The organism is Tabrizicola sp. (assembly GCF_041913445.1).
In the GTDB taxonomy this organism is placed as follows: domain Bacteria; phylum Pseudomonadota; class Alphaproteobacteria; order Rhodobacterales; family Rhodobacteraceae; genus Tabrizicola.
The window spans coordinates 19,782-45,835 of sequence record NZ_JAYSFG010000017.1; the positions used below are offsets into that span (position 1 = coordinate 19,782).

Here is a 26,054-nt window from a genome sequence, read left to right on the forward strand (position 1 = left end):
CGGGATCGCGTGTCGGCTTGCGGAATGCGGCACGATGCCAACACGCTGCGGCTGAGAGATCACCTGACCTGAAAAAATGCTGATAAAACAGGAACCTTTGGGGCCGCCCGCTCGAGTTGCGAACGGTGCAGCCGGAAAGGAGGCTCAGGTGGAGAGAGTTTGATCTCTTGCAGAAAACCCACATCATCGCGAGGCGGCTTCGGAGTTACTCCACCCCGCCGCGCGTGCTGGACTGCGCGCCAGTGCGACCGCTGCAGACGCGGAAAGGTCGGATCGCCCGGTTCGGGCAGGAGACGAAGCCGGCAGTGGCGATCGGCTGAGCACGGACCGGCCCGGGCTTCCGCCCGCGGAAGGACCCGCAGCCTTGCAGGAGTGCCCGTCGACAGCGCCCGCGCTCCCAAGGCGGGTGTCGGCGCCCGCTGTTCAGACGCTCCCGTCGGAAAGACGCTCGTCGGCCCGGTCCTCGGCGGCCAGCAGCATGGCGCGGCCCCGTCCGGCATGTTTGGCCGCGTAAAGCGCCCGGTCGGCGGCCGCCAGTATCCGGCCGGGTTCGGGTACGGCCAGGTCCAGGGACCGGACAATCCCGATGCTTGCCGAGACTTTGCAGGCCTGCCCCTCGAACTCCATCGGCCGGTTGATCCGCGCGATGATCCGCGCGGCGATGGCTTGCAGCTTCTTCGGCTCGATCAGGCCGGAGAGGATCACCACGAACTCGTCCCCGCCGATGCGGGCGGCACAGTCCTCGGCGCGCAACTGCTCGCGCAGGATGCGGCCGACCGTTTCCAGCACGAAATCGCCCGCAGCATGGCCCAGCGTGTCGTTGACCGCCTTGAAGTAGTCGAGGTCGATGTGCAGAAGCCCGAACGCCGTCCGGGCGGCACAGAGCCGGTCGAGCACAAGGTCCGCCGCGCGCCGGTTGCGCAGGCCCGTCAGCGGATCGGTCATCGCCTCTTCCTCGGCGGCCAGCCGCGCGCCGTCGAGCCGCAGGCTCCACCCTTTCAGCTCGCGCTTCACGGCCTCGTTCGCCTCGGCCATGAACAGAAGTTCGAGCGCCAGGTCGGTGGCCGAGAAGTCGGCATCGGTCAGCGCCAGTTCGCGCACGGCGGTCAGAAGATCGCTGCCGAAGGACAGGTTCATCAGGATGCGGCCGGCGGCCAGCCGCCGCCCAAGCCCGCGAAGCCCGACCCGAACCCCCTTGCGCGGCATGAGCCGGAAGCGGCTGGCGTTTCGCGAAAGGACATCGCCGACCGTGGTCGCGCCGCCGGGGGAGCGGACCTCGAACAGGTCCTCGAAGCGGGCACCCGCCACCGCGTCTTCGCCTAGGACGCGGGCCAGCGTCGGCCCGAAGCTGAGGACGCGGCCTGCCTCATCCAGCAAAAGATGCATCGGCATGAACTGTGCTGCGGCGACAGGGTCGAGCTCGATCCGCGCGTCTGGGCGTAGGTCCTGCATCCGCTACCCCCTTGGCGCAGCCAGATCGAAGCGACGTGCCGCCGCGTGTCGCCAGTCGAGAATGGCGATGGACGTGCGGTCGTCGGACTGCGGCTCGATCAGGCAGAGTGCGCCGTAGTCGTCGGCCATCGCGGTCAGAAGGCCGACGAGCACCCGCTGCGTGGCCCCGAGGCGCGTCTTCAGGCAAAGCTCGTACCGGTCACCGCCGAGATCGACCAGCACCACGTCGGGCAACACCAGTTCCGGCATGGCAAGCCGTGCACGGCCCGGAAGCTCTTCCAGGGAATGGAGGAAATCGGCAAAGGTCACCCCGCCGAAGCGCAGCAGTCGACGAATCCCGTCCCGCGCGGGGTGGGTCACCAGGTGGATGCCCACATCCTCCCACACCGTTTCGACCGGACGGCCGAGGACCTCTGCAGCGGCGCGTGCAACATGGTCGGCGGTCCCCGGTTCGTAGCGGAGCATCGGCTCGAAGCTTTGGACGCCGAGGTCGGCCCGCTGGCAGACCAGTTGCCAGCGCGCGGCCCCGAACGTGTCGGTCACATAGCTTTGCAGGGACCGCAGCAGCAGCGCATCCATGTCCGTTCCCATGACTGTCCGGGGCGCAAGGCTACCGAGCATCGGTTAACAACCTCTTTCCGTCATGGCAGGAACACGAGCCCGTCCTCGCCCGTGCCAAGCTGGTTCAGCTCGGCCCCGGTCAGCGGCGGCGGCGCGGCCTGGTACTGGCGCAGAAGCTGCGCGGCCTCCTCGGAAGAAAGGAACCTCCCGTCGGGGCGCGTGGCTGACCGCCAGACCAGCATCCCGCTGTCGTCGAGGTAAAGTCCGCTGACCTCGACGTAGTCCGGGCTGCGGTGCAGGAAGAGCATCGCCTCCTCGCCCGGCCGCAGCGGCAGAAGGTCGGCCACCACCAGGAGGCAGGCTGACAGCCCGTCGTCAAGTGGCACGGCACAGACCTGCAGCCAGTCCTGCAACTGGTATTCCCCGGCCGCACCCAGGATCACGTCCCGCATTCCCGTGGCCGTGGTGGGTTGCACGGGCAGCTTGGCCGCCAGCTCGGCCGCCAGCGCGGGGGCGTTGTCCGGCGTGTCCGTCGCCCCGCCAGAGAGTGCCAGGGCCAAGGCTTCCTGCCCGGGCTCGGTGGACCGGTTCCGCAGATCCTCCAGGACGGCCGCGCCCGGCTTGCCCCAGCTTTCCAGGGCCCCGATGTCCAGGGCCTCTACCCCTTGCGCCTCGAACCGCGCAAGCTGGCTTGCCGCCGAGATCCGCTCGGCGTTGAGGACAGGCGTCAGCCACAGCGCCGCCACGGCCAGAATGCCCAGGGCCACCCGGATGTTGCCCTGCCGGATACGCTCCATCCACGCTCCGCCGCGCAGGACCGAGACCGCGTAGACCAGCCCGTAGACCAGACCGATGACCGCGACCAGCAGGATGAACAGCCGCCCGGGTGTCCAGCCATGATCCGCGACCCGGATCCAGATCGCCCAGACAGCGAGCGTCGCCATCACCGGCAGGATCAGCGCCATGCCCTGCGCGCAGCGGATCAGAAGGAGGCTTTGCGTGGCCTCGGCATCGGTCTGGTCGATGGCGATGGACACCAGCGCGACCCCACCGGCCACCATCGTCAGAAGCAGCGTTGCGGGGGAAAGCCCGCTGACCAACCCGTCGAGACCGCGGAACGGCAGCGCGACCAGGAAGACCGCCATCACCGCCAGGACCACGGGCAGGAACAGGCGGAAGAGGCGCAGGACAACGTAGGGCGACAGAAGGTCGGCGAGGTCGTGGATCACCGCCATGGCCAGGCCGAAGATCGCCCCCACGAGCGCCAGCGCCACGAGGTCATGCTCGACCAGCCGGCCGATGACCTCGATCCCGACGATCCGCAAGAGTGCGTCCGACAGGAAGATCACCAGCCAGACCAGCCCGGTGAAGGCCCCGGCGGCGGCAAACCGAACGACCACCGACCAGGCTTCCAGGAACAGCACCGGATAGTCGTTCCAGCGGCTGCGGACCTGGGCGATCAGGAAGGGGATCGGCAGGGTGGCAAGAGTGGCGACCGCGAACAGCGGCAGGGCGCTGAACATGAAGTCGTCCACATCGCCGTAGCGCAGTGCGGCGAGCCAGGCCAGCCCCGCCACCACCAGCGCCAGCAGGGCCGCACGGGGCGTGGCCCGGCCCAGGCCGATCGGGCCGGCCATGGCCATCAGCGCGCCGTTGCTGGTCACGAGGAACACGAACAGGGCAAGCGCCGGGATGTCCGCGATCCATCCCCTGTCTGCCGCCTCCAGCGCCGCCCAGACCGCTGCGCCCCCAATCGCGCCCGCCAGCGCAAGCCGGATCCGTGCCGCTATCTGGCCTGTCATCTTACACACTCCCGGTCCCGTCCGCCCTTATGCGTCCGGGCGGTAGGGCGCATAGTCAGGATTTCCGTCCGGTTGCCAAGCGTTAACATCTTTGGCAGGCTGAAACTGTCGCATCGGCCAGGACCACCATGCCCGCCTTGATCCGCCCGCTCGAACCCGGCGACCACGACCAGTGGCGACGCCTGTGGACCGGCTATCTTGCCTTCTATCAGACCAGCGTCCCCGAAGAGGTCTATGCCACGACCTTCACCCGCCTCCTTGGGTCCGACCCGCGCGACTTCTCGGCGCTTGTGGCAGAGCAGGACGGTCAGCTTCTTGGCCTGACGCATTACCTTTTCCACCGGCACTGCTGGAAGATCGAAGAGGTCTGCTACCTGCAGGACCTCTACGTCGCACCCGAGGCGCGCGGCATTGGCCTTGGCCGCGCCCTGATCGAAGCGGTCTACGCCGCCGCCGACGCGGCCGGCGCTCCGGCGGTCTACTGGCTGACCCAGGACTTCAACCACGAGGCCCGCCAGCTTTACGACCGGGTCGCGCGGGTCAGCCCTTTCATCCGCTACAACCGGCCGCTGCCGTAAGCGCCGCAGGGGCGAAATCCCCTTTCGTCCCGCGCTTCAGGGCCTGTTCAGGATGTCCCATTCAGGTCGTCGGCAGAAGCCACAGCGCCTCGGGAGGGAGGGAAACGGTAATCTCCGCCCCCGGCACAAGGGCGACCGCTGCGTCGGGCACCGTGAGAGCCTGCAGGACCGTGTCACCAATCCTGACCAGGACGCGGGTTTGCGTGCCGAGGAAGGTGACGGACTGGACAAGGGCGGTGGCGGCGTTGGGGCCGGGGGACAGGCGCAGCGCCTCGGGGCGGATGGTCAGGAGGTGAGCGCCCTGGGCCGCCTGGGGAAGGGTCAGGGGGCCGATGGGCGAGTGGAAAGTGCGCCCTCGTGCCTCGCCCGGCAGGAAGTTCACCCCGCCGAAGAACTGCGCCACGGCAAGCGAGGCGGGGCGGCGGTAGAGGTCCTCGGGCGGGCCTTCCTGGGCAAGGCGGCCGTCCAGCATCAGGGCGGTCCGGTCGGCAAGCGCCACGGCTTCTGCCTGATCGTGGGTGACGACGATCGTGGTGATGCCGGTTTCCTGCTGCAGCTCGCGGATCAGGCTGCGCATCTCGTCGCGCAAGGCGGGATCGAGGTTCGAGAGCGGCTCGTCCAGAAGCAGGACGCGGGGGCGAAGCACGAGGGCCCGGGCGAGGGCGGCGCGCTGTTGCTGGCCGCCGGACAGCGCGGCGGGGTGGCGGTCGCCAAGCCCGTCCAGGCGGACCCGGGACAGCATGGCGGCGACCGTTTGCGCGATCCCGGTGTCGCCCCGCATGCGCAGGCCGAAGCCCACGTTCTGCGCAATGGTCAGGTGCGGAAAGAGAAGCGCATTCTGGAAGACCATGGTCACGCCGCGCCGGTCCGGTGGCAGATGCGTGATGGCGGTCCCGTCCAGGCGGATCTCGCCCGCATCCGGGGAAAGGAGGCCGGCGATCAGCTTCATGGTGGTGGTCTTGCCGCAGCCCGAGGGTCCGAGGAGCGCGGTCAGGCTGCCACTGGCGACGGTCAGGTCAATGCCGTGCACGGCGGCCCCACCCGCGCCGGGGTAGGTCTTGCGGAGGCCGTGCAGCGAAAGGTGCGTCACGGATGCAGCCTTTCCGTCAACGCCGCGCCCCGGCCGGTGATCCGGCGCGCGGTGACGGCAAGGATCAGCAGACCCGGCAGGATGTAGAGCAGCGCAATGGCGGCCGTGATGTCGTTCCGCCCGGCGCTGGCGAAGCTGAAGAGAAGGAGCGGCAGTGTCTGCACCCGCCCGGCGCCGATGGAGAGCGTCAGCAGGTACTGCGACCAGGACACGAGGAAGGCGAAGAGGGCAGCGGTCAACAGGCCGGGCAGGATCGCGGGCAGGGTGACGTTGCGGAACACCTGCCAGCGCGTCGCGCCCAGGCTGCGGGCCTGGTCCTCGAACGCCGGGTCGAAGCGGGCGAAGACGGCGGCGAGGACGAGGGTGGCGTAGGGCAGGACGGGGACAAGGTGCGCGAGGATCACGCCCGGGACCGTCCCGACAAGGCCCGCGCGGAGGAGGATGCCGTGCAGGCCGAAGACCGTGGCGATGCCGGGCAGAAGCGCGGGGGCGAGAAGGAGGAGGAGCACGAGGCCACGGCCACGGAAGCGGTGCAGCCCCAGCGCCCTCCCGGCGGGCAGTCCGATCAGAAGGGCGATGGCCGTGGTGGCGGCTGCGATCAGCGTGGTGATGCCGAAGCTTTGCAGGACGCCCGATTGCGGCGACAGAGCGAAGCTCCAGGCCTTTGCGGACAGGCGGTCGGGCAGAAGATCGGGGTAGCGCCAGCCCTGCGCGACGGACCAGCCCAGAAGGGGCAGAAGCGGAAGGACCAGCCAGCCCGCGAGCGCAAGGCCGCCGAGAAGGCGCAGGCTACCGGGCAAGGGTGCCGCCCCGGCCCAGCATCCGGGCATAAAGCGCAAGCAGCCCCAGGCCGATCCCCGCGATGACGACGGCCATCGCCATTGCCTCGGGCCGGGCGGCGAGGTCGGTGTCGGTGGAGGCCTGCCAGGCGAGGACCGGCAGCGCCTTCGGGGCATGGGCGCCAAGGACGAGAGGCACCTCGTAGGCGCCGAAGGCGAAGGCGAAGACCAGCGTCGAGGCCGCCAGGAGGCCGGGCATCAGCATCGGCAGAAGGACATGGCGGAACGCCTGCCAGCGCGAGGCCCCCAGGGTGCGTGCGACGGCCTCGTGGTCTTCGCCCAGAGACTGCATGTTCGCGAGCAGGATCAGGGTGATGAAGGGCAGCTCCTTCCAGACGTAGAGGAGGATGATGCCGATGCCGGAGGGGTCATTGGTCAGGATGGGAAAGTCCTGCGGGCCGGAAATGAGCCCCGCGGCATGGGCAAGGCGGGCGAAGCTGCCGGACTGCGAGAAGAGGTAGAGGATCCCGATGGCGCCGACGATGTGCGGGATCGTGAGGTTCAGCTGGACGAGGAAGGCGATCACCGTGCGGCCGGGGAAGGTCTGTCGCAGGAGAAGCGCGGCGGCAAGGGCCAAGACGGCCGCGATGAGGGTCGAGGCGGTGGCGATCCAGAGCGAGAAGCCCAGCGATTTAAGGAAACCGGGCGCGCTCAGGATGGCGGCATAGGCGGCGAGGTCGGGCTCGGTCAGGCCAAGCGCGGGCATGTAGCGGAAGGACCGCAGGAGCGTGAGGCCGAGCCCCGTGAGGAAGAGCCCGCCCAGCACCAGAAGCGCGGGGGCGAGCATGAGGGCAAGGCGGGTGCGGTCGGTCACCTTGGGGCCTTTCGGGCGGGTCGGTGGCAGAGTGCGCCAAGGCGAAAGCGCGGGCAAGCGGCGGCGCGTCGTTTGGCCCGCGCCGTGCGGGCGCGCGAAAGGTCAGTTGCCGACGTTTTCCGTCCAGCCCTTCTCGATCGCGGTCAGCCAGTCCGCCTGCAGTTCGGGCAGCGCGGCCTTGGCCAGTTCCGAGGCGGGAACGACCGAGGGGTGCGTCTTGATCGCGGCGAAACCGGCCTGGACCTCGGGCGTGGTGCGGCTGATCTCGATGGCGGGGGCGGCGCCCCAGACCTCGGCCTTGGCCTTTTCCAGCTGCGCTTCGCCGGACAGAAGCAGGTTCTGCACCACCATCGCGGCGGCCTTGTTGGGCGAGTTGAACGGGATCAGCGTGTAGTTCGTGTTGCCGATGGTCCCGTCCGTCAGCCCGAAGGAGCGCGTCGTCTCGGGCCAGGTGCCGGCCTGGACGGCAAGGCCGAACTGGGCGGGGTCGTAGTTGAAGCTGAAGTCGATCTCGCCATTGGCGAACAGCTCGTCCAGCTGGGTGACGGTGGTGGGGTAGGTCGCCCCCTCGCGCCAGAGGAAGGGCTCGATCTCGTTCAGGATCGCCCAGGTCTTGCCCGCGACCGCGTCGAACCTCGCCTGGTCGAAGGGGCCGAGCAGGCTTTCCGGGCCGCCTGCGGCGTGGATGAACACGTGACGCAGGAAGGCGCTGCCGGTGAAGTCCGGCGGGGCAGGATAGGTGAAGCGGCCGGGGTTGGCCTTGATCCAGGCGAGGAGCGAGGCCATGTCGCGCGGCGGGTCAGCGACCACGGCGCTGTCATGGGCGAAGGCGAACTGGACCGTGTTCCAGGGCACCTCGCAGCCGTCGACGGGCACGCCGAAGTCGTTGGCGATGGCGGGGTTGTCCCAGTTCACCAGCGCGTCGTTGGGCAGCAGCGTGGTGTAGCCGCAGAAGGCGAGGTCGGCCTGTTTCATCGAGCGGAAGTTCTCGCCATTGATCCAGATGAGGTCCACGGAGCCTTCATCGGTCACGCCAGCTTCCTTCTCGGACAGGACCTGGTTCACGATGTCGGCGGCATCCGTGATCGGGACGCGGTTCAGGGTGATGTCGTAGTCGGCCTTCAGCCGGTCCGCGACATAGCCCGAGACATAGGCGTTGATCGTGTCGGAGCCGCCCCACATGAACCAGTTCACCGTGCCACCGCGGGCTTCCTCGACCACCTGGTCCCAGGTCATGGCCTTCAGGGCCTCGCCATCGGCGGTGTCGGCCACCGCGGCGGAGGAGAGAAGGAGAAGGGCGGCCAGGGAACGCAGCATGGGAACCTCGTGTTGGGACTGGCGCATATCAATGCCATCCGGCCCGCTATTGCCAGTCACAAGGGAGTTGGCCGCCTGTAACACGGGCGTCAGGGACCCGGAGGCGAGGCAGGTGCGGGCAGCGAGAAGATCGGGACGAAACTCGCCGGGGCGAGCGAGCCCTCTATGACCTCATCCCCCGCCGTGGCCTGGGTCACGGTCCAGACCGGGGGACCCGCGTGCGGCGTGGTCAGCCGGTCCTCAAGCGCGCGGACGGCCATCTCGATGGAAAGCCGTCCCTGCAGGACGGGAGAATCCGTGGGAGCCGCCAGGATGCGGCCGCGCACGACGCCGCGATAGACGGCGTGACTGAGATAGGTCGAGACGACGGCGATCCTCCCCTCAAGCCCGCGGGCGCGAAGGATCGGGACGGCGGCCTCGGCCATCGGGCCGCTGCCGACCAGGTAGTCGATGTCCGGCATGGCCTCGAGCACCTCTTCGACGAGAAGGACCTGCTCCTCGGTTCCCGTGTCGCCGAAGCGGGTCATCACGATCTGGGCGGAACTCTCGGCCAGCGCGGCGCGGAAGCCCGCCTCCACGAAGGTGACCCAGCCTGCGCCTTGCGGTCCGGGAAACCAGGCGATGCGTACGGGCGGGCTGCCCTTGGGGTGGCGCTGGGCCAGGAAGCGGCCGGCGGCGGCGCCCATTTCGGTCCAGGGGACGCTGGCCTTGGCGGTTATGCCGCTGTCGTCGATGTCGTTCACGGTGGCGATCACCGGCTTCAGGCGGGCGATGCGTTCGACCTCGGCGGTCAGGCCCGCGTAGGAGACGGTCCCCAGGATCACCGCGTCGAATTCGTCGCTGGCGCAGGCCTTCAGCTGGTCGATCTGGCGATTGAGGTTGGGGTAGCCCCCGGCCTCGAACACGTCGAAGCCCACGCCCAGGCGGCGGGCCTCTTCGACCATGCCGTAGTTCACCGACAGCCAGTAGGCGTCTTTCAGGTGCGGGTAGAGGATGCAGAAACGCCAGGGCCGCGCCGCGTGGTCCAGCGGCGTGTAGTCCAGGGGCACCGCGGCGCTGGTGTCATCGAAGGGCACGGCGCGGGCTTCGAGGGGCCAGGTCTCGCCCCGGGCAGAGAGGGCCAGGCCCGCCATGAGGATCGCCGCGGCGACCGCCTTTTGCATCCGTCTCTCCCCTTTCGCGGATTCGGTGATAGCCTGCATCCGCACATATGCGGGGAAAGCCTTGCGGAACTTCGGCTTCAAGTCGAGTCTTGGCGGACGGCTCTTGCTGGCGATCGGGCTGATCGTGGGCTTTCCAGTCGCGACCGGCCTTCTGGGCTGGTTCGAGCTGCAGGACGTGGCGGCGAACCAGTCGCGGGTGGTGACCGAGGCGATCCCGGCGATTTCCGAAGTGCGCGGCGTGGCTGAGGAGACAAGCCGTGTCGTGGCCGTGGCGCCGGAACTGGCAGAGGTGACGGACGAGGCGCAGCGGGCGGAACGGGCAGCGTTCCTCTTCGACCAGGCCAATGCGCTGCGGGCGCGGCTTCTGCGGCAGACGGGGTTGCCGGACGATGCGCTGGCCGATGCGTTGGCAGCCGAAGCGGGCCTGCGGCAGGCCCTGACGGCGATCGACCGGCTGGTGCGGCAGCGGATCAGCCTGATCGTCCGGCGCGATGCCCAGCTGGCCGAGGGTCTTGCGGCGGCCGTGGAGCTGACCGAGATCGCCGATACGCTGGTCGCGAACGCCGAGATGGGGGCCTCGGCCGTGATTTCCAGCCTTTACGGGATGGACGGGACCGATACCGCGGACCCCGAGACGCGGCTCGACACGCTGGACAAGCTGATCGAAGTCGACCTTTTCCAGATGGGACTGATGTTCGAGCTGCGGTCCCATGCGTCCGAGGTCGGGCTTCTTCTCAACCGGGTGGCGGGGGTTCAGACGCAGGCCGAGCTGCAGTCGCTGCGTGACGAGTTGGCCGCGCGGGTCCGGGTGATCTCGCGGCGGCTTGAAGCGGTGCAGGACCCACGGCGGGCGGACCGGGTACGGGTGCTCTTGCGGGTGATCGGGGCAGCCCCGGCCTCGCCCCCCGAGACGTCGGCCTTGTTCGAGAACGCAGGCCAGGTGCTGGCGCTGACGGACCAGATCGCCGGGGCCGAGACCGAGCTGCGCCGGGCAGCGCTGGAGCTGGAGCGGTCGGCCTCGGCGCTGGCGGATCGGATCGAGGACAATGCCGTCGCGGCAGGCCAGTCGGCGCAGCAGACGATCCTGGCGACCCAGCAGCTGTACGCCTTCTCGGCGATGCTGGCGCTGGTGATGTCGCTGGGGGTGCTGTGGTTCTATGTGCGCGGCAACCTGATTCGGCGGCTCGACGCCCTTGCGGCACGGATGGCGGGGCTGGCGGAGGGCCAGCTGGGCGACGAGGTCACCCGGTCGGGCACCGACGAGATTGCGCAGATGGAAGGGGCGGTCGAGGTGTTCCGCCAGCAGGCCATCGCCAACCGGGAGCTTGCGGCGGAACGCGAGCGGCACCTCGAGGAGCTGCGCCGTCATCGCAGCGAGTTGCAGGAACTGGTCGACGAACAGACCGAGGCGCTGCGGGGCGAGGTGGCCGCCCATGACGCCGCGCGCGATCGGGCCGAGGCGGCGGACCGGGCGAAGTCCGAGTTCCTGGCCATGATGAGCCATGAGATCCGGACTCCGATGAACGGGGTGCTGGGGATGCTGCGCAACCTCCCAAGGGACGGGCTGACGCGCGACCAGGTGGCGCGGCTGGATGCGGCGGTGGCGTCGGGCAAGGGGCTGATGGGCCTTCTGAACAGCATCCTCGACTATTCCAAGCTGGAGCAGGGCCAGAGTGCCGCCGAGACGGTCGACTTCGACCTGGGCGAGGCCCTGGGCGACATCGCGCTTCTGATGGCGCCGATGGCCGAGGAGAAGGGGCTGGAGCTGGTGACGGACCTGCCCGGGGTCGCTTTGCCGGTGCTGCGGGGCGACATGGGCAAGCTGCGGCAGATCCTGTTCAACCTGGTGTCGAACGCCGTCAAGTTCACCGACCGCGGCGAAGTGCGGATCGCGGTGGCGCTGGCCGGGCCGCAGGACGCCGATCCGCTGCGCCTGCGCTTCACGGTCAGCGACACGGGGCGCGGGATCGCTCCCGAGGCGCTGGAGCGGATCTTCGACGCCTTCCAGCAGGCCGACCCGCAGACCGCGCGGACGCATGGGGGGACGGGGCTGGGGCTGACGATCAGCCGCCGGTTGGCCGGGCTGATGGGCGGGGTCCTGACCGTGGCCAGCCAGCCGGGGCAGGGCGCGACGTTCACGCTGCACCTTCCCTTCGCGCGCGGGACGGCGGTGGCGTCACGGCCCGACCCGGTCCTTCCGGATCTGCCGCCCCTGTCGGTGCTGGTGGTCGAGGACCACCCGGTCAACCAGGAGGTCGCGCTGGGTTTCCTGCAGGCGATGGGCCACCGCGCGGCGGTTGCGGCGACGGGCGAGGCGGCGCTGGACCTCATGGCGCGCGACCGTTTCGATGCGGTGCTGATGGATGTGAACCTGCCGGGGATCTCGGGCATCGAGGCGACCGAACGCCTGCGCCGGATGCCGGGGCTGGAGCGGCTGCCGGTGATCGGGGTGTCGGCCCATGCCCAGCCGCGCGACGTCGCGGCCTGCCTGGCCGCCGGGATGGACGAGGTGGTGGCGAAGCCTCTCACGCCCGAGTCCCTTGCCGCCGCGCTGGGGCGGCTTTGCGGTGCGGGTGTCGCGCCCGCGGTGCAGGCGGCGCTGACCGATCTTGGACCGAAGGCCACGCGCGACCTGGTGCGCCTGATGCTGGACCGGCTGCGCCCCGAGGTCGAGGCGCTGGCCGAAGCCATGCGCCGAGGCGCCAGCACCGAGGTCGAGCGCCGGGCGCATCAACTGAAGGGGGCCGTGGGCAACTTCGAACTGGCCGAACTGGGCGCCGTGCTGGCAGATCTGTCGCGCCGCGATGCGGCCCCGGACCCCGCCGCTGTGGGTGCGCTTCTGTCGGCGGCCGCCGCGGCGGAGAGGGCGCTGGCCCGGTCGCTGTGGGCGCTGGAGGATCAGGCGGGCGTCAGGACAGCGGCGCAGTGAAGACGTAGCCCTCGCCATGCGAGGTGCCGAAGATGCGCGGCTGCTTCGGGTCGTCGCCGAACTTGGACCGCAACCGCTTGACCATCACGTCGACCGTCCGGCTGCCCGAATCGCCGTGGCGGTGGGTGATGCTGGCAAGCAGGCGGTCGCGCGACAGCACGATGCCGGGATTCAGGACGAAGGTGCGCAGAAGCTCGTACTCGGCGCGGGTCAGCTGGACCCCGGTGCCGTCCCCGCTGCTGACATGGCGGGCGGCGGTGTCGAAGGTGAAGCCTGCGAAATGCACCACGCGGCGTGACAGCTGCCGCATTGCCGCTGTCCGCCGCAGAAGATTCTTCACCCGCGCCAGAAGTTCGCGCCGGTTGAAGGGCTTGCAGACGTAGTCGTCGGCCCCAAGCTCCAGCCCGACGATCCGGTCGACGTCGTCGGTGCGGCCTGACAGGAGGATGATGCCAACCTCGGACCGCGCGCGCTGTTCGCGGGTGATCTCCAACCCGTCCTTGCCGGACAGGTTGATGTCCACGATCAGAAGGTCGGGGTTTTCCTGCGCCAGTACCTTTTCCGCGGCCTCGGCCCCGGCGCAGGCGGTGACGCGGTAGCCGAAGCTTTCCAGATAACCCCCCAGCGCAGTGCGGGTCACCGGGTCATCCTCGATCACGACGATATGGGAAGCGGCGGTCATGCAGTCGGGCGTCCCCAGGGGCAGGCGCGCCTTGTTAACATTTTGTAACAACATTCTCCAGCCCGTTCATCGCTAGGGTCTGACGTGTTCACATCCCCTGCTTAACCTTCCTGTCAGGAAAGCGTTCGACTTTCCGAGGAAACGTCGCCGCCGCATCAGGCGCGACCTGAACAGGGATCGAAACACATGCAGACCATGTCCAGACTGCTTCTTGGCGCGGCAGCCATCGCTCTTGCCTCGCCCGTCCTCGCCGAGGACTCCTCGGACCCGATCATCATCCCGACGCACAACTGGTCGAGCCAGATCGTGATGTCGAATGTGGTCGGGCAGATCTTCGAGGGGATGGGCAATTCCGTCGAGTACGTCTCGACCGACAGCCAGGCGGTGTACGAGGCCGTGCGCCTGGGCGACGCCACGCTGGAGTTGGAGGTCTGGGAAGGCGCCTTCGGCAAGTCGTTCCGCGCCGCGGTGGAAAAGGGCGGCATCCACGATGTCGCCACCCACGCCGCTATCACGCGCGAGGACTGGTGGTATCCGATGTGGACCAAGGAAGCCTGCCCGGGCCTGCCGGACTGGAAGGCGCTGAACGACTGCGCGGCGAAGTTCGCCACTCCGGAAACCGGGGACAAGGGCCGCTTCCTCGGCGGGCCGGTCGACTGGCTGAAGCACGACCAGGAGAAGGTCGACGCGCTGGGGATGAACTTCGTGGTGGTGAACGCGGGCTCGGCCGCGGCGCTCTGGGCGGAAATCGCGGCGGCCGAGAAGGACAAGACCCCGATCGTCCTGTTCAACTGGACCCCGAACTTCGCCGAGGCTGTCTGGCCGGGCGAGTTCGTCGAATTCCCCACCTGGGAAGAAGGCTGCGACACCGATCCGGCCAAGGGTCCGCTCCCCGACAAGGTCTTCGACTGCGGCAACCCGGCCAACGGCTACCTGAAGATCGCCGCCTGGGACGGGATGAAGGACAAGTGGCCCGCCGCCTATGCCACGCTGCAGAAGGTGACCTTCACCAACGCCCAGATCGCCGAGATGGCAAAGCTCGTGGACGTCGACGGGATGGAGCCCGAGGACGCGGCCACCGCCTGGCTCGAAGCGAACGAGGCGGTCTGGAAGCCCTGGACCGAATGATCTCCGGCGTCACCACAGGGTGACGAGCACTTGCCACCCGGTCTTCCCCCGGGTGGCCCTTTCCTTCGGAGGGCACCATGACCACAAGCGATGCAGTGATTTCCTGTCGAAACGTCTGGAAGGTCTTCGGCGACCATCCCGAACGGTTGCGGCTGACCCCGCAGACGACGATGGACGAGTTGCGCGCGACGAACCACATCGCGGCGGTGCGCGACGTGTCGCTGGACATCCGGCGCGGCGAGATGCTGGTGGTGATGGGCCTGTCGGGGTCGGGCAAGTCGACGCTGGTGCGCTGCCTGGCGCGGCTTGTGGACATCACCTCGGGCGCGGTGACGGTCGAGGGGCGGGACATCGGCAAGCTGTCCGAGGCCGAGCTGATCGAGCTCAGGCGCAAGAAGATGGGGATGGTGTTCCAGAGCTTCGGCCTCCTTCCCCACCGCACGGCGTTGGAAAACGTGGCCTTCCCGCTGGAGATGCGGGGGCAGGATCGCACTTCCCGCATCGCGCGGGCGCGGGACATGCTGGCCCTGGTCGGGCTGAAGGGCCGCGAAGGGTATTTCCCGCGTGAGCTTTCGGGCGGCCAGCAACAGCGTGTGGGCATTGCCCGGTCCTTGGCAGTGGAGCCGGACATCTGGTTCCTGGACGAACCGTTCAGCGCGCTCGACCCTCTGATCCGGCGCGAGATGCAGGACGAATTCCTGCGGCTGAAGGGGATGCTGGCAAAGACCATCGTCTTCATCACCCATGACTTCGACGAGGCTTTGCGCCTGGCCGACCGCATCGCGATCATGAAGGACGGCGCGGTGGAACAGATCGACACGCCCGACCGGATCGTCATGGCCCCCGCGACGCCCTATGTCGCCAAGTTCACCGAAAGCATTGACCGTGCGCGCGTGATCCACGCCGGGGCGCTTGCCCTGCCGGTCGAGGGCCGTGCGGTGGAAGGCGAGCCGCTTCCGGCGCATGAGACGCTGCACGCCCTGGCCCGCCGGATCGTGGGAGACAGCCGGACGCTGATCCCGCTGGCCGACAAGGGCCGGGTTGCCGGGCTTCTGGACCGCAAGGCCGCGCTCGACCTCATCCTGGGGCCGGCAGCATGATGGTGGCGACCCTTCCGCAGCCCCCGTTCCGCCTGGACCAGAAGCGCATCGCGACGGCGATCCTGTTGGCCGCGCTGGTGCTTGTGGTCTTCCGTGGCGTCCTGCCCGCCGGGCTGGTCCGCCTGCCCGAAGGCATGGTCCTGCCCTTTGCCGACTGGATCAACGCGGCGTTTCGCTTCGCGCAGGACGACCTGGGCCTGATGGCCTTTACCCGCGCCTTCTCGGACATGGTGGAGTTCTGCCTGGATGTGACGGCGAACCTTCTTTACGGCAAGTCGCGCTGGCCGCATGTCGGGCCGATCCCCTGGGTGGTGATCGCGGCGACGGCCGGCATGGCGGGCTATGCGCTGGCGGGCTGGCGGCTGGCGGCGCTGGGGGCCGGGACCTTCGTCTGGATCGCCGTGATGGGCCAGTGGAAATGGGCGATGGAGACGCTGTCGGTCATCGTCGTGGCCGTTCCGTTCTCGGTGGCACTTGGGCTGGCGCTCGGGACGCTCGCCTGGCGGTCGCGGCTGGCGGAGCGGATCCTGAACCCGGTCCTGAACATCGCGCAATCGTTGCCGCATTTCGCCTACATGGTCCCCGTGGTCGTCTTCATCGGGGTGGGGCCGAAGGCCGGGGCCATCGTGACCATCATCTTCTCGGTCCCGCCGATGATCCGGATGACCCTCCTCGGCCTGCGCGGCGTGTCGCCCGAGATCATCGAAAGCGGCAAGATGAGCGGCACGACCAAGCTTCAGCTGATGACCCGCGTCCGCCTGCCCGCCGCGCGGACCGAGATCCTGATCGGCGTGAACCAGGTCATCATGCAAAGCCTGGCCATGGTGGTGCTGGCCAGCTTCATCGGGATGCCGGGGCTGGGGCAGAAGCTGTTGCAACTCCTGCAAGCGCTGAAGATCGGGCTGTCGGTAGAGATCGGCATCACAATCGTCCTTCTGGCCATCGTGCTGGACCGGATGTCCAAGGCCTGGGCCGTGAAGCAGCCGGAGCATGTGGAGGGGAGCTGGCTGCGACGCCACCGGCTTCTGGTGATCTGGCTGGGGCTTGTGGCGCTGGGGTTCCTTGCCGCCTGGGCACACCCCTATTTCGCCGAAGTCGAACGGAAACAGGCGCTGAGCATGGCCGGGCCGGTGGATGCCGTGGTGGGCGGGTTCATCGACCTGATCGACCCGGTGACCGACTGGCTGCGCTGGTTCCTGATCACCTGGGTCCTGATCCCGCTGCGCGATGCCTTCCTGTGGCTGCCCACGGGGGCTGTCCTTCTGGCGCTGGCGGGGTTCGGCTGGCGGATCGGCGGGCTGCGGTCGGCGCTGGTGTGCCTTGCCTTCGCGCTGCCCATCGCGCTGTCGGGCTGGTGGGACCGGGCGATGATCACCGCCTACACGGTCTTCGTCAGCGTGACGCTGGCGCTGCTGATCGGCGTCCCGCTGGGTCTGCTGGGGGCCGCGAACGAGACCCGCGCGCGCCGGTTCCTTCTGGTCTGCGACACGGCTCAGACCTTCCCCAGCTTCATCTACCTGATCCCGGTCATCATGCTCTTCGGCGTGAACGACGTGGCCGTGGTGGCTGCCGTAATGGTCTTCGCCACCGTGCCCATCGTGCGCTACACGATCGAGGGGCTGCGCAGCATCCCGCCCGAGATCGTGGAGTCTGCCCAGATGTCAGGCGCAAGCCCCGGCCAGCTTCTGCGCCATGTGAAGCTGCCGCTTGCCGTGCCGACCCTGGTCGTGGGGGCGAACCAGTCGATCATGTTCGCGCTGTTCATGGTGATCATCGCGGCCTTCATCGGCACACAGGACCTGGGCCAGGAAATGCAGCGGGCGCTGTCCTCGACCGATGTCGGCAAGGGGCTGGTGCTGGGACTGGCCGTAGCCTTCATGGGCCTGATGGCGGACCACCTGCTGATGAAGTGGGCACGGACCCACGGCGCGGCTTTGGGAAGATGAGATGGCAGCCCGTAGGGGAGTCGAACCCCTCTTACCTGGTTGAAAACCAGGTGTCCTAACCGATAGACGAACGGGCCAGTGCCGCGCGTCCTACAGGGGCGCGCGGGCGGGTGCAAGGGGTCAGCCGTCGATCTTGGCGCCCATGATCGCGATGGCCTGCTGATAGACCTTCGCGGCGTTCCACTGCTTGATGACCGCGAAGTTCGGCTCGCCCTCCTGGTAGCCCTGGCCGGCCTTCCAGCCCTTCTGCCGCAGGAAATTGGCCGTGGTCGCCAGGGCATCGGCCTGGTTGTAGAGGTCGACGGCGCCGTCGCCGTTGCCGTCCACGCCGTATTTGTAGGCGTTGCCCGGCAGGAACTGGGTGTGCCCAAGCTCGCCATGCTTGGCGCCAACGGTGTCTGGCGAAATCATGCCCTTGTCGACCATCTTCAGCGCCCCGATCAGATGCGGGCGGAAGAAGTCGGACCGGCGGCAGTCATAGGTCAGCGTGGCGATGGCCGAGACGACATTGGTGTCGCCCATGAAGCCGCCGAAGCCCGTCTCCATCCCGTGGATCGCGATGATCACGCCGGCGGGCACGCCATAGGCGGCTTCGAGGCTGGCGTAGAAGTCGGGGTTCTTCGCCTTGCGGCTGCGGCCCTGGGAGACGATGGTGTCGGCCCCGCGCACGTTCAGGAACTTTTCCAGACTGTACTTGAAGCTTTTCTGGTTCCGGTCGGCGTTGATCGTGGCCTTGGAATAGGAGGTCGCCATCAGCGCCGCGACACCGCGCTTGCCGACGCCTTCGGCCTGGGCTTCTGCCGCCATCTCGGCCTTCCAGGCCTCATACTGGCCGCCCGTGTCCGAGCAGGTCGCGGCCTGGGCGGCAAAAGGCAGAAGCGCCAGCAGCGCGGCGGTGGAAACACGGGACAGAAAGCTCACGTTGGGCACCTTTGCAATGAATTTGGGCCAATCTATTGAACGGACAGCAACAATCAAGCACGCCTTTTAGAGGGGGTGCCTTGCCTGCCTGACAAGTTGGTGAAGTGGCAGCCCGTAGGGGAGTCGAACCCCTCTTACCTGGTTGAAAACCAGGTGTCCTAACCGATAGACGAACGGGCCGCGCTTTCGGTGGGCGGTGTGTAGAATCTGCCGGGGCCTTCCGCAAGAGGAAAAATGCGGCTTACGCCAGTGCCGCATCGTCGAGGCGCAGCTGCACCCGGGTCCGTCCGTTCCAGTGGTTCAGTTCCAGCTTGCCCGCCAGGTGGAAGCGCTGGTGCCCCCCGGTTTCCAGGCAGGGGCCGAGCGGACCGTCGAAGGCCCCGAAGGCGATGCAGTCGAGCGCGGGTCCCCCGCCGTCCGAGACAGACAGCTTGAGGTGGCTTTCCCCGATCCGGCGGCAGGTGACGGCGACATTGGCGAACGCGAAGCGGGGGGCGGGGGCGGCCTGGCCGAAGGGGCCGGCGTTCTCGATCTCTTCGACCAGCGCGACAGTGGCGGCCGAGGGGGCCAGCAGCCCGTCGATCCGCATGTCGCGCGGGCCGGCGGCACCGGAGCCCTGCCGGGCGAGAAGGTCCCCCAGGCGCTCCATCGCGGGCTCCAGCTGCGCGCGGGTCAGGGTGAGACCGGCGGCCATCTTGTGTCCACCGCCCTTCTGGATCAGCCCCTCGGCCGCGACGCGCTGGATCGCCGCGCCAAGGTCGACGCCGGGGATCGACCGGGCCGAGCCCTTGCCGATGTCGCCCTCGAATCCAATGACGACCGAGGGGCGGTTCGCAGCTTCCTTGAGCCGCGCCGCGACGATGCCGACGACGCCCGGGTGCCAACCCTCTGCGGCGGCCCAGACGAGGGGGCCGTCAAGGCCCCGTGCCTCGGCCTGGGCAAGCGCCTCCTCACGGACCCGCTCGGTGATCTCGCGCCGTTCGGTGTTCAGCTGGTCGAGCCGGGCGGCGATGCGGGCGGCCTCCATCTCGTCCGCGGTGGCGAGGAGGCGGGCACCGAGGTCGGCCTGCCCGATGCGTCCGCCCGCGTTGACGCGGGGGCCGAGGAGGAAGCCGAGCGCGTAGCAGGTGGGCGCCTGGTCCATGCGGGCGACATCCGCGAGCGCGCGCAGGCCGGGGCGTTCGCGGCGGGCCATGACCTTCAGGCCCTGCCGGACGAAGGCGCGGTTGACGCCGGTGAGGGGGGCCACGTCGGCAACCGTCGCCAACGCCACGAGGTCGAGGAGTGCCATCAGGTCGGGACCCTGGGCACCCTGCTGTTTCAGGCGGCGGTTGGCCTCGACGAGGAGGAGGAAGACGACTCCGGCCGCGCAGAGATGGGCGAGGGAGCCGTCCTCGTCCTGCCGGTTCGGGTTCACGATGGCCAGCGCGGCGGGCAGGGTTTCTAGGGCAAGGTGGTGGTCGAGGATGACCACGTCGGCCCCCTGGGCGGCGGCGATGGGGTCGTGCGAAAGCGTGCCGCAGTCCACGCAGAGGATGAGGTCGTGGGCGAGCGCGAGGGCCGACATGGCGGGGACGTTGGGCCCGTAGCCTTCGTCGATGCGGTCGGGGATGTAGAGGGTGGCGGCGAGGCCGAAGTGGCGCAGCCAGGTGAGCAGGAGGGCGGCGGAGGAGCCGCCGTCCACGTCGTAGTCGGCGAAGACGGCGATCCGTTCCCGGCGCGCGACGGCCTGGAGGAGGCGGTCGGCGGCGGGACCCATGTCCTTCAGCGTCATCGGGTCGGGGAGGAGGTCGCGCAGGGCGGGGGCAAGGAAGGCGGGTGCGGCCTCGGCGGTGACGCCACGGGCGGTGAGGATGCGGCAGAGGGGGAGCGACAGGCGGGTCTGCTGGGACATGCCTTCGGCCAGCCGGTCGGCCTCGGCGTCGGGGCCGACCCAGCGGCGGCCGGTGAGGGAGGCGGCGACGTTGAGGAAGGGGGTCATGGGCCAAGGGGTGCCGCAAAGGACCGCCCCGCGCAAGGGGGAGGTTCCTGTCCACGCTGGGCGGCCTGACGGGCGCCTTTGGAGTCAAGGGGTTGGCTGTGGGCGTTTACCTTCGTTTAGGGATGTTTCCGATGCAGGCCGGGCGCGGGTCGCGGCGTGGGGTGCCTCCGGCGGGGATATTTGAGCCAGTATGAAAGGCCGGGAGGGGTGGCTGGGGGTGGAGCCTCCGGCGGGGATATTTGGGCAAAGATGAAAGGACCGCGGCCCGGGTGGGGGTCGCGGCCGGAAGGGCGTCGGTGGCTGGGTCTGCGCCAGCGGCAGGTATGCGTCGCGGCCCTGGTCAGGGGGCGGTGACCTTCATCACGAAGCCGCCGCTCGGCTCGCCGGGGCCGAAGGGGCCGGGGACGTCGTTCGCCACAGGGGGCAGGGTCTTGAGGTAGGCGGCGATGGCTTGGGCGTCCTCGTCGGTCAGGGCGGCATAGCCCATCCAGGGCATGGCGGGGGCGAGCTGGCTGCCGTCGGGGCGCGTGCCGGTGCGGATTGCGGCGACGATCTGGTCCTCGGTCCAGGCGCCGAGGCCGGTCGGGTCCGGGGTGAGGTTCGGGCCGTGGAAGATGCCGAGGCCCGGGATCTCGAACCCCACGTCCGAGCCGCCGAGGAAGCGGGTCATGTCGGGCTGGCCGAGGAAATGGCCCGGCGTGTGGCAGTCGGTGCAGCCCATGATGGTGACGAGGTATTGGCCGCGGTCGGCGGGCGTTTCGGCGAGGGCGGGCAGGGCAAAAAGACCGACCAGAAGGGCGGCGACGGTCAGGTGGGGGGCGGGCATGGCTGTCTCCGGTATGAGGAGGCGCCCGGAGAAGTCCGGGCGCCGGAGGGGTCAGGCGGCAGCGGCCGCGTCGAAGACGAAGCGCAGGTTGAACTGTTCGCCGATCTGGCAAATCCGGTCCAGGCTGGCGCCCGGTTCCCGGGCCACGGCGGGGAAGAAACCCTCAAACCCGCCGGGGGTCATCACGACCATGAGCCGGCCCATCGAGCTGCCGATGTTCTGGAAGCGATGCTCGGCGCCACGGGGCACGCAGATCACGCCGCCCTCGGTCAGCTCGACGCGGGCGCCGTTGCACCAGAAGGCGAAGCGACCCTCGAGGACGCGGAAGAATTCCTCTTCCTTTTCATGGACATGAAGCGGCGGGCCATCCCCCGCGGGAACCTCGGATTCGAAGCATCCGAGGCTCCCGCCGGTCTGGTCCGCGGTAATGCGGATGATGTGGCGGCCGAAGGCGAGGGCTTCCTGCCCGGCGTTGGCGGTGGAAAAGGCTGCCTGGTCGAAAGTCGTCATTTTCTGTCTCCTTGATGAAATGAACCGTTGCGAAACCGCTTTGGTGGGCGCTGTATAGGGGCAAAGCGTCGCAGGGATAAATCCCGTTGACCTTGCAGGATTGTCTGGATGATTTGACAGATGAAGACGGTGGATCCCTTGCACGGGCTGGCGGCTTTCCTGGCGGTGGCGGAGCATGAGAGCTTCACCGCCGGTGCGGCGGCGCTGGGGCTGACGCGGGCCACGGTCAGTGCGCAGGTGGCGGAGCTTGAGGCGCGGCTGGGGGTGCGGCTTCTGCACCGGTCCACCCGGAGCGTGCGGCTGACCCCCGCAGGCGCGGCCTACCGGGAGCGGCTGGTGGACTTGCCCGGCCGGATGGCCGAGGCGGAACGGGCGGCAAGGGCGGAACAGACGGCGCCCGAGGGGCGGCTGCGGGTGACGGCACCTCCTGATCTGGCGATGCGCTTCCTTGTGCCTTGGGTCGCGGAGTTCCTGGCGGCGCATCCCGGCATTTCCGTCGAGATGGAGCTGTCGAACGCGCCGCGCAACCTGATCGAAAGCCGGTTCGACCTGGCGATCCGGGGGACGCTGGATGTTGGGCCGAACCTGATCACGCGGGCCATCGGCCAGTCGCGGCTATACACCTGCGCGCGAGCGGATTACCTGGCGCGGCGGGGCGTGCCCGAGGCTCCGATGGATCTGGTGCGACATGACCTGCTGCATTTCTCGGGCCTGCGGCAGGGGCGGAGCTGGACCTATCTGCGGGGCGAGGAACGGGTGGTGGTGCCCGTCTCGCCCCGGTTGGAGCTGTCGGACGGCTGGGCCCTGCGGGGGGCGGCGCTGGAAGGCGCGGGCGTGGTGCAACTGCCCGCGTTCATCATCGGGCACGACCTGCGCGAGGGGCGGCTTGTGCCGATCCTGGAAGGCTGGCAGGGCCGACCGGTGCCGCTGCACGCGGTCTATCCGGACAACCGGCTGATCGCCGCGCGGGTGAAGGCCTTCGTCGGCTTCCTGGCGGGGAAGGCGAGGGGCGAGGTGGACCTGCAGGCGGGATGAGGCCTTCGTTCGGAAGGTGGGCAGATTGCCCAGCCTGCGAGTCGGCGTCCGGGGTAGGGACCTACTTCACCGGCGTCTTGTAGATCATCCGGCGGATCGAGCCGGACTTGGAGCGCATCAGGATCGTCTCCAAGGTCACCCAACCCGGATCGCGCTTGATGCCGGCGAGCAGCGAGCCGTTCGTCACCCCGGTGGCCGAGAAGATCACGTCCGAGCGGACGAGGTCATCGCGGGTGTAGACGCGGTCGAAGTTGGTGATGCCGGCCTTGCGGGCGCGGGCCTTCTCATCCTCGTTGCGGAAGAGGAGCTTGCCGTAGAACTGGCCGCCCATGCATTTCAGCGCGGCGGCGGCAAGGACTCCTTCCGGTGCGCCGCCCGACCCCATGTACATGTCGATGCCGGTGATCTCGGGCTCGGCGCAGTGCATGACGCCCGCGACGTCGCCGTCGGTGATGAGGCGGATCGCGGCGCCGGTGGAGCGGACCTCGGCGATCAGGTCCTCATGCCGGGGGCGGTCGAGGATGCAGACGGTGATGTCCTCGGTCGAGCAGCCCTTGGCGGCGGCGAGGTTCGAGACGCGTTCCGAGGGGGACATGGCCAGCGTCACGGTGCCGGGCTTGAGGCCGGGGCCGATGGCGAGCTTGTCCATGTAGACGTCGGGCGCGTGGAGGAGCGTGCCGCGCGGGGCCATCGCGATGACGGTCAGCGCGTTGGGCATGTCCTTGGCGGTCAGCGTGGTGCCTTCGAGCGGGTCGAGGGCGATGTCGACCTCGGGGCCGTTGCCGGTGCCGACCTCCTCGCCGATGTAAAGCATAGGGGCCTCGTCGCGTTCCCCCTCGCCGATGACGACGACGCCCTTGATGTCGAGGAGGTTCAGCTGGTCGCGCATGGCGTTGACGGCAGCCTGGTCGGCGGCCTTTTCATCGCCGCGCCCGATCAGGCGGGCCGAGGCCAGCGCGGCGGCTTCGGACACGCGGCCAAGGCCGAGCGACAGGAGACGGTCCTGGAATTGCAGCTTGTCAGACATGGGTCCCCCGTGTGCGCTTTTGCCCCGTGTAGCCGGGGGTCAGGGGCACGGCAAGCGTGGTGGCGCTAACGGGGTCAGACTTCCTCGATCCGGATGGCGACGGGGTTGCCCACGAGGACTCCGGTCGCGGCGAAGCGGGTCATGGCGTGGGCGACGTCGTCCGGGGCGGCCTTGTGGGTGACGATGAGGACGGGGGCGTTCGATCCCTGGTGGCCATACTGTCGCATCTGGTCGATGGAGACGCCGGCATCGCCGAGGCAGGTGGCGATCTTCGCCAGCGCGCCGGGTTTGTCGAGCAGCGTCATGCGCAGGTAGTAGGGCGCGGGTGTGGCCGAGCGGGCGGGTTGGGCGGCGGTGAGGGTGCTGGCGGGCTGGCCGAAGGTCGGAAGGCGGAAACCACGGGCGATGTCGATGACGTCGGCCATCACGGCGCTGGCGGTCGGGCCCATGCCCGCGCCGGGACCGCGCAGGACGATCTGGCCGACGCTGTCGCCTTCGAGGACGACCATGTTGGTGCCGCCTTGGAGCTGGCCCAAGGGACTGTCGGCGGGGACGAGGCAGGGGGTCATGCGCTGTTCCAGGCCCCGCCCGGTCATCTGCGCGACGCCGAGGAGCTTGATGCGGTAGCCCATGTCCTCGGCAAGGCGGATGTCGTCGATCGAGACATTGCCGATCCCCTCCAGCTCCACGGCGTCGAAGGCGACGCGGGTGCCGAAGGCGATGGAGGCGAGGAGCGAGAGCTTGTGGCCCGCGTCGATGCCGCCCACGTCCAGGTTCGGATCGGCTTCGAGGTATCCCAGTTGCCGGGCCTCTTCGAAGACGGTCTCGTAGGGCAGGTTCTCGTTCTGCATCCGGGTCAGGATGTAGTTGCAGGAGCCGTTCATCACGCCCATCACGCGCTTCATGCGGTTGCCGGCAAGACCCTCGGTCAGGGCCTTGATGACGGGGATGCCACCAGCGACGGCGGCCTCGAAGCGGAGCGCGAGGTTCGCGGCCTCTGCCTGTTCGGCAAGGGCCTGGCCGTGGTGGGCGAGCAGCGCCTTGTTGGCGGTGACGACGTGCTTTCCGGCGGCCAGCGCGGCCTCGGTCGCGTCCTTCGCGGGGCCCTCGTGGCCGCCCATCACTTCGACGAAGACGTCGATGTCGGCACGCTTGGCCAGCGCCACGGGATCGGTTTCCCAGGCATAGCCGGAAAGGTCGGCGTCGCGGTTCTTCTTCGGATCGCGGGCTGAGACGGCAGAGATCACCACCGGACGGCCGGAGCGTGCTGCGATGAGGTCGGCGTGGGCCTGGACGATCTTGACCACACCGATGCCGACGGTCCCGAGACCGGCAAGACCAAGACGCAGGGGGGCGGCGGACATCGGAAGACCTCGGGCAGTTTGTGGCTGACGTCTGTTAGCCGGTTGCCGGGAGAGGTGCAACGCCGTCAGGGTGCTGCGGGGGCGGCGGCGATTGCGGCGGCGCGAGCTTTCAGACGGGCGGTGCGGGCGGCGAGGTCCGGGGCGGGATCGGGGCTGGGCTGGCCGGCCTGGGCAAGGAGATCATCGAGGGGCAGCAGTTGCGGCGGAGGGCCGGTTTCCGCACCCATCGCGTCGATCTCGGGGAAGGTGGCGCAGGCGGCGAGCGTGCCTGCAAGGAGGACTGGAAGGATCCGGCGCATGGTGGTCCCGTTGTGACCCGCCCAAGCTACCCCCGGAACGCGCCGGGGGGAAGCGGAAGAGAAGGCGGGCAGGCCGGGATCAGGTGCAGGTGTTGGTGCCTTCCAGGCAGAGACGGCGATGACGCGGCCGGGTCACGACGAAGGTGCCATAGGTGCCATCCTCCACCGCCACCATGAAGCCCGCGAGAACGGTCTTCATCTGGGTTCTGAAGTCGACCTGCGTTTCGACCACGTAAAGGCTATCGCCGTTGTTCATGATCGGGATCCGGACGCCCCGCCAGGATTGGATCTGTGCCTGTGTCAGATCGGGGACCTTGTTCTGCGGCGACCGCGAGAACAAAAGCCGGTAGGACCCGTTATTCGCGTCGCAGACCAGTCGGGTGGGCGAGACGCATTCGAAGCTGGTGACGCGGATCGAGAGTTCGTGACCGCCGGGCGTCAGGAAATCGCCGATGTTCTGCAATCCGTTGAGGAAGGCCGTCGGAATCGTGTCCCGCTGGCGCGACAGGAGGTCGGCGATGGAATAGGCGGCCTTCTGGGTCACGTTGACCGTGCGGAACACGTCCCAGTAGATGAACATGGCCACCAGCGCCCAGATGAGCAACGGCAGCATCATTACCGTTTCGGCCAGGATCAGACCGTCTTCGTCCTTGAGGAAGGCCTTGAAGCGGTTGAGGGGCTTCTTCATCG

General features: G+C 68.7%; 23 protein-coding genes and 2 tRNA genes. 6 read left to right on the forward strand and 19 right to left on the reverse strand.

Translation table 11 applies throughout. From position 1 onward, the window contains the following. Positions 1-423: 423 nt before the first annotated feature. The 3 genes from ACE3Q6_RS16690 to ACE3Q6_RS16700 all read right to left on the reverse strand — a co-directional run bounded on the left by ACE3Q6_RS16690 (position 424) and on the right by ACE3Q6_RS16700 (position 3,815). On the reverse strand, positions 424-1,452 hold the full coding sequence (locus ACE3Q6_RS16690; protein WP_374434800.1) for a diguanylate cyclase: 1,029 nt from the start codon (positions 1,450-1,452) through the stop codon (positions 424-426). 3 nt (positions 1,453-1,455) lie between these two features. Further along, the gene (locus tag ACE3Q6_RS16695) at positions 1,456-2,031 is read right to left on the reverse strand and encodes a heme NO-binding domain-containing protein (protein WP_374434803.1); all 576 of its coding nucleotides are present in this window, start codon (positions 2,029-2,031) and stop codon (positions 1,456-1,458) included. A 62-nt stretch (positions 2,032-2,093) separates the two neighbouring features. Then, a complete protein-coding gene (locus ACE3Q6_RS16700) occupies positions 2,094-3,815 on the reverse strand; it encodes a hypothetical protein (RefSeq protein ID WP_374434806.1) in 1,722 nt (573 codons plus the stop codon). A gap of 128 nt (positions 3,816-3,943) precedes the next feature. Here ACE3Q6_RS16700 and ACE3Q6_RS16705 point away from each other — a divergent pair, with 128 nt between their 5' ends. Next, on the forward strand, positions 3,944-4,393 hold the full coding sequence (locus tag ACE3Q6_RS16705; protein ID WP_374434808.1) for a GNAT family N-acetyltransferase: 450 nt from the start codon (positions 3,944-3,946) through the stop codon (positions 4,391-4,393). A gap of 61 nt (positions 4,394-4,454) precedes the next feature. Here ACE3Q6_RS16705 and ACE3Q6_RS16710 read toward each other — a convergent pair whose 3' ends face one another. The 5 genes from ACE3Q6_RS16710 to torT form a co-directional block, all read right to left on the reverse strand. Then, positions 4,455-5,483, reverse strand: coding sequence for an ABC transporter ATP-binding protein (locus tag ACE3Q6_RS16710; RefSeq protein WP_374434811.1), 1,029 nt, complete (start codon positions 5,481-5,483; stop codon positions 4,455-4,457). After that, positions 5,480-6,283: an ABC transporter permease gene (locus ACE3Q6_RS16715; RefSeq protein WP_374434814.1), complete on the reverse strand. Its 804-nt coding sequence runs from the start codon at positions 6,281-6,283 to the stop codon at positions 5,480-5,482. Before ACE3Q6_RS16715 ends, ACE3Q6_RS16710 begins: the two co-directional genes overlap by 4 nt. Further along, a complete protein-coding gene (locus ACE3Q6_RS16720) occupies positions 6,273-7,136 on the reverse strand; it encodes an ABC transporter permease (protein ID WP_374434816.1) in 864 nt (287 codons plus the stop codon). Before ACE3Q6_RS16720 ends, ACE3Q6_RS16715 begins: the two co-directional genes overlap by 11 nt. A gap of 102 nt (positions 7,137-7,238) precedes the next feature. Next, a complete protein-coding gene (locus tag ACE3Q6_RS16725) occupies positions 7,239-8,453 on the reverse strand; it encodes an ABC transporter substrate-binding protein (protein WP_374434819.1) in 1,215 nt (404 codons plus the stop codon). Positions 8,454-8,542: 89 nt separating this feature from the next. Beyond that, the gene (gene torT / locus ACE3Q6_RS16730) at positions 8,543-9,616 is read right to left on the reverse strand and encodes a TMAO reductase system periplasmic protein TorT (RefSeq protein ID WP_374434821.1); all 1,074 of its coding nucleotides are present in this window, start codon (positions 9,614-9,616) and stop codon (positions 8,543-8,545) included. A 61-nt stretch (positions 9,617-9,677) separates the two neighbouring features. On the opposite strand from torT, the gene ACE3Q6_RS16735 reads away from it, so the two are divergent. Then, positions 9,678-12,545 (forward strand): ATP-binding protein, encoded by a 2,868-nt coding sequence (locus ACE3Q6_RS16735; RefSeq protein WP_374434823.1) that lies wholly within the window; start codon positions 9,678-9,680, stop codon positions 12,543-12,545. Here the strand turns inward: ACE3Q6_RS16735 and ACE3Q6_RS16740 are convergent. Continuing rightward, a complete protein-coding gene (locus ACE3Q6_RS16740) occupies positions 12,526-13,227 on the reverse strand; it encodes a response regulator (RefSeq protein ID WP_374434826.1) in 702 nt (233 codons plus the stop codon). The genes ACE3Q6_RS16735 and ACE3Q6_RS16740 overlap by 20 nt on opposite strands. 195 nt (positions 13,228-13,422) lie before the next feature. Between ACE3Q6_RS16740 and ACE3Q6_RS16745 the strand changes: the two genes are divergently transcribed. From ACE3Q6_RS16745 to ACE3Q6_RS16755, 3 genes are all read left to right on the forward strand, one after another. Continuing rightward, complete coding sequence (locus ACE3Q6_RS16745; protein ID WP_374434828.1) at positions 13,423-14,355, forward strand: ABC transporter substrate-binding protein; 933 nt, start codon at positions 13,423-13,425, stop codon at positions 14,353-14,355. A gap of 77 nt (positions 14,356-14,432) precedes the next feature. Further along, complete coding sequence (locus ACE3Q6_RS16750) at positions 14,433-15,455, forward strand: glycine betaine/L-proline ABC transporter ATP-binding protein (protein ID WP_374434830.1); 1,023 nt, start codon at positions 14,433-14,435, stop codon at positions 15,453-15,455. Next, a complete protein-coding gene (locus ACE3Q6_RS16755; protein ID WP_374434832.1) occupies positions 15,452-17,401 on the forward strand; it encodes an ABC transporter permease in 1,950 nt (649 codons plus the stop codon). Before ACE3Q6_RS16750 ends, ACE3Q6_RS16755 begins: the two co-directional genes overlap by 4 nt. A 2-nt stretch (positions 17,402-17,403) precedes the next feature. Here ACE3Q6_RS16755 and ACE3Q6_RS16760 read toward each other — a convergent pair. The 6 genes from ACE3Q6_RS16760 to ACE3Q6_RS16785 form a co-directional block, all read right to left on the reverse strand. Then, positions 17,404-17,478, reverse strand: a tRNA-Glu gene (locus tag ACE3Q6_RS16760). Positions 17,479-17,521: 43 nt separating this feature from the next. After that, positions 17,522-18,313 carry a lytic transglycosylase domain-containing protein gene (locus ACE3Q6_RS16765; protein WP_374434992.1) on the reverse strand — a complete coding sequence of 264 codons (792 nt, stop codon included), beginning with the start codon at positions 18,311-18,313 and terminating at the stop codon, positions 17,522-17,524. Positions 18,314-18,427: 114 nt separating this feature from the next. Next, positions 18,428-18,502: transfer RNA gene (locus ACE3Q6_RS16770), tRNA-Glu, on the reverse strand. Positions 18,503-18,563: 61 nt separating this feature from the next. Further along, positions 18,564-20,303 carry a single-stranded-DNA-specific exonuclease RecJ gene (gene recJ, locus ACE3Q6_RS16775; RefSeq protein WP_374434834.1) on the reverse strand — a complete coding sequence of 580 codons (1,740 nt, stop codon included), beginning with the start codon at positions 20,301-20,303 and terminating at the stop codon, positions 18,564-18,566. A gap of 340 nt (positions 20,304-20,643) precedes the next feature. After that, the gene (locus ACE3Q6_RS16780) at positions 20,644-21,129 is read right to left on the reverse strand and encodes a cytochrome c (RefSeq protein ID WP_374434836.1); all 486 of its coding nucleotides are present in this window, start codon (positions 21,127-21,129) and stop codon (positions 20,644-20,646) included. A gap of 51 nt (positions 21,130-21,180) precedes the next feature. Beyond that, entirely contained in the window at positions 21,181-21,639 is a 459-nt protein-coding gene (locus tag ACE3Q6_RS16785) for a cupin domain-containing protein (RefSeq protein ID WP_374434838.1), read from the reverse strand. Positions 21,640-21,759: 120 nt separating this feature from the next. Between ACE3Q6_RS16785 and ACE3Q6_RS16790 the strand changes: the two genes are divergently transcribed. Beyond that, positions 21,760-22,674: a LysR family transcriptional regulator gene (locus tag ACE3Q6_RS16790; RefSeq protein ID WP_374434843.1), complete on the forward strand. Its 915-nt coding sequence runs from the start codon at positions 21,760-21,762 to the stop codon at positions 22,672-22,674. A 61-nt stretch (positions 22,675-22,735) separates the two neighbouring features. On the opposite strand, the gene glpX is transcribed toward ACE3Q6_RS16790, so the two are convergent. From glpX to ACE3Q6_RS16810, 4 genes are all read right to left on the reverse strand, one after another. Next, positions 22,736-23,701, reverse strand: coding sequence for a class II fructose-bisphosphatase (glpX, locus tag ACE3Q6_RS16795; protein WP_374434846.1), 966 nt, complete (start codon positions 23,699-23,701; stop codon positions 22,736-22,738). A gap of 74 nt (positions 23,702-23,775) precedes the next feature. Then, a complete protein-coding gene (locus ACE3Q6_RS16800) occupies positions 23,776-25,065 on the reverse strand; it encodes a homoserine dehydrogenase (RefSeq protein ID WP_374434876.1) in 1,290 nt (429 codons plus the stop codon). Positions 25,066-25,130: 65 nt separating this feature from the next. Beyond that, the gene (locus tag ACE3Q6_RS16805) at positions 25,131-25,364 is read right to left on the reverse strand and encodes a hypothetical protein (RefSeq protein WP_374434889.1); all 234 of its coding nucleotides are present in this window, start codon (positions 25,362-25,364) and stop codon (positions 25,131-25,133) included. Between the two features lie 79 nt (positions 25,365-25,443). After that, positions 25,444-26,052, reverse strand: a complete 609-nt coding sequence (locus tag ACE3Q6_RS16810) for a TadE/TadG family type IV pilus assembly protein (protein ID WP_374434891.1) — start codon at positions 26,050-26,052, stop codon at positions 25,444-25,446. Between the last annotated feature and the right edge of the window lie 2 nt (positions 26,053-26,054).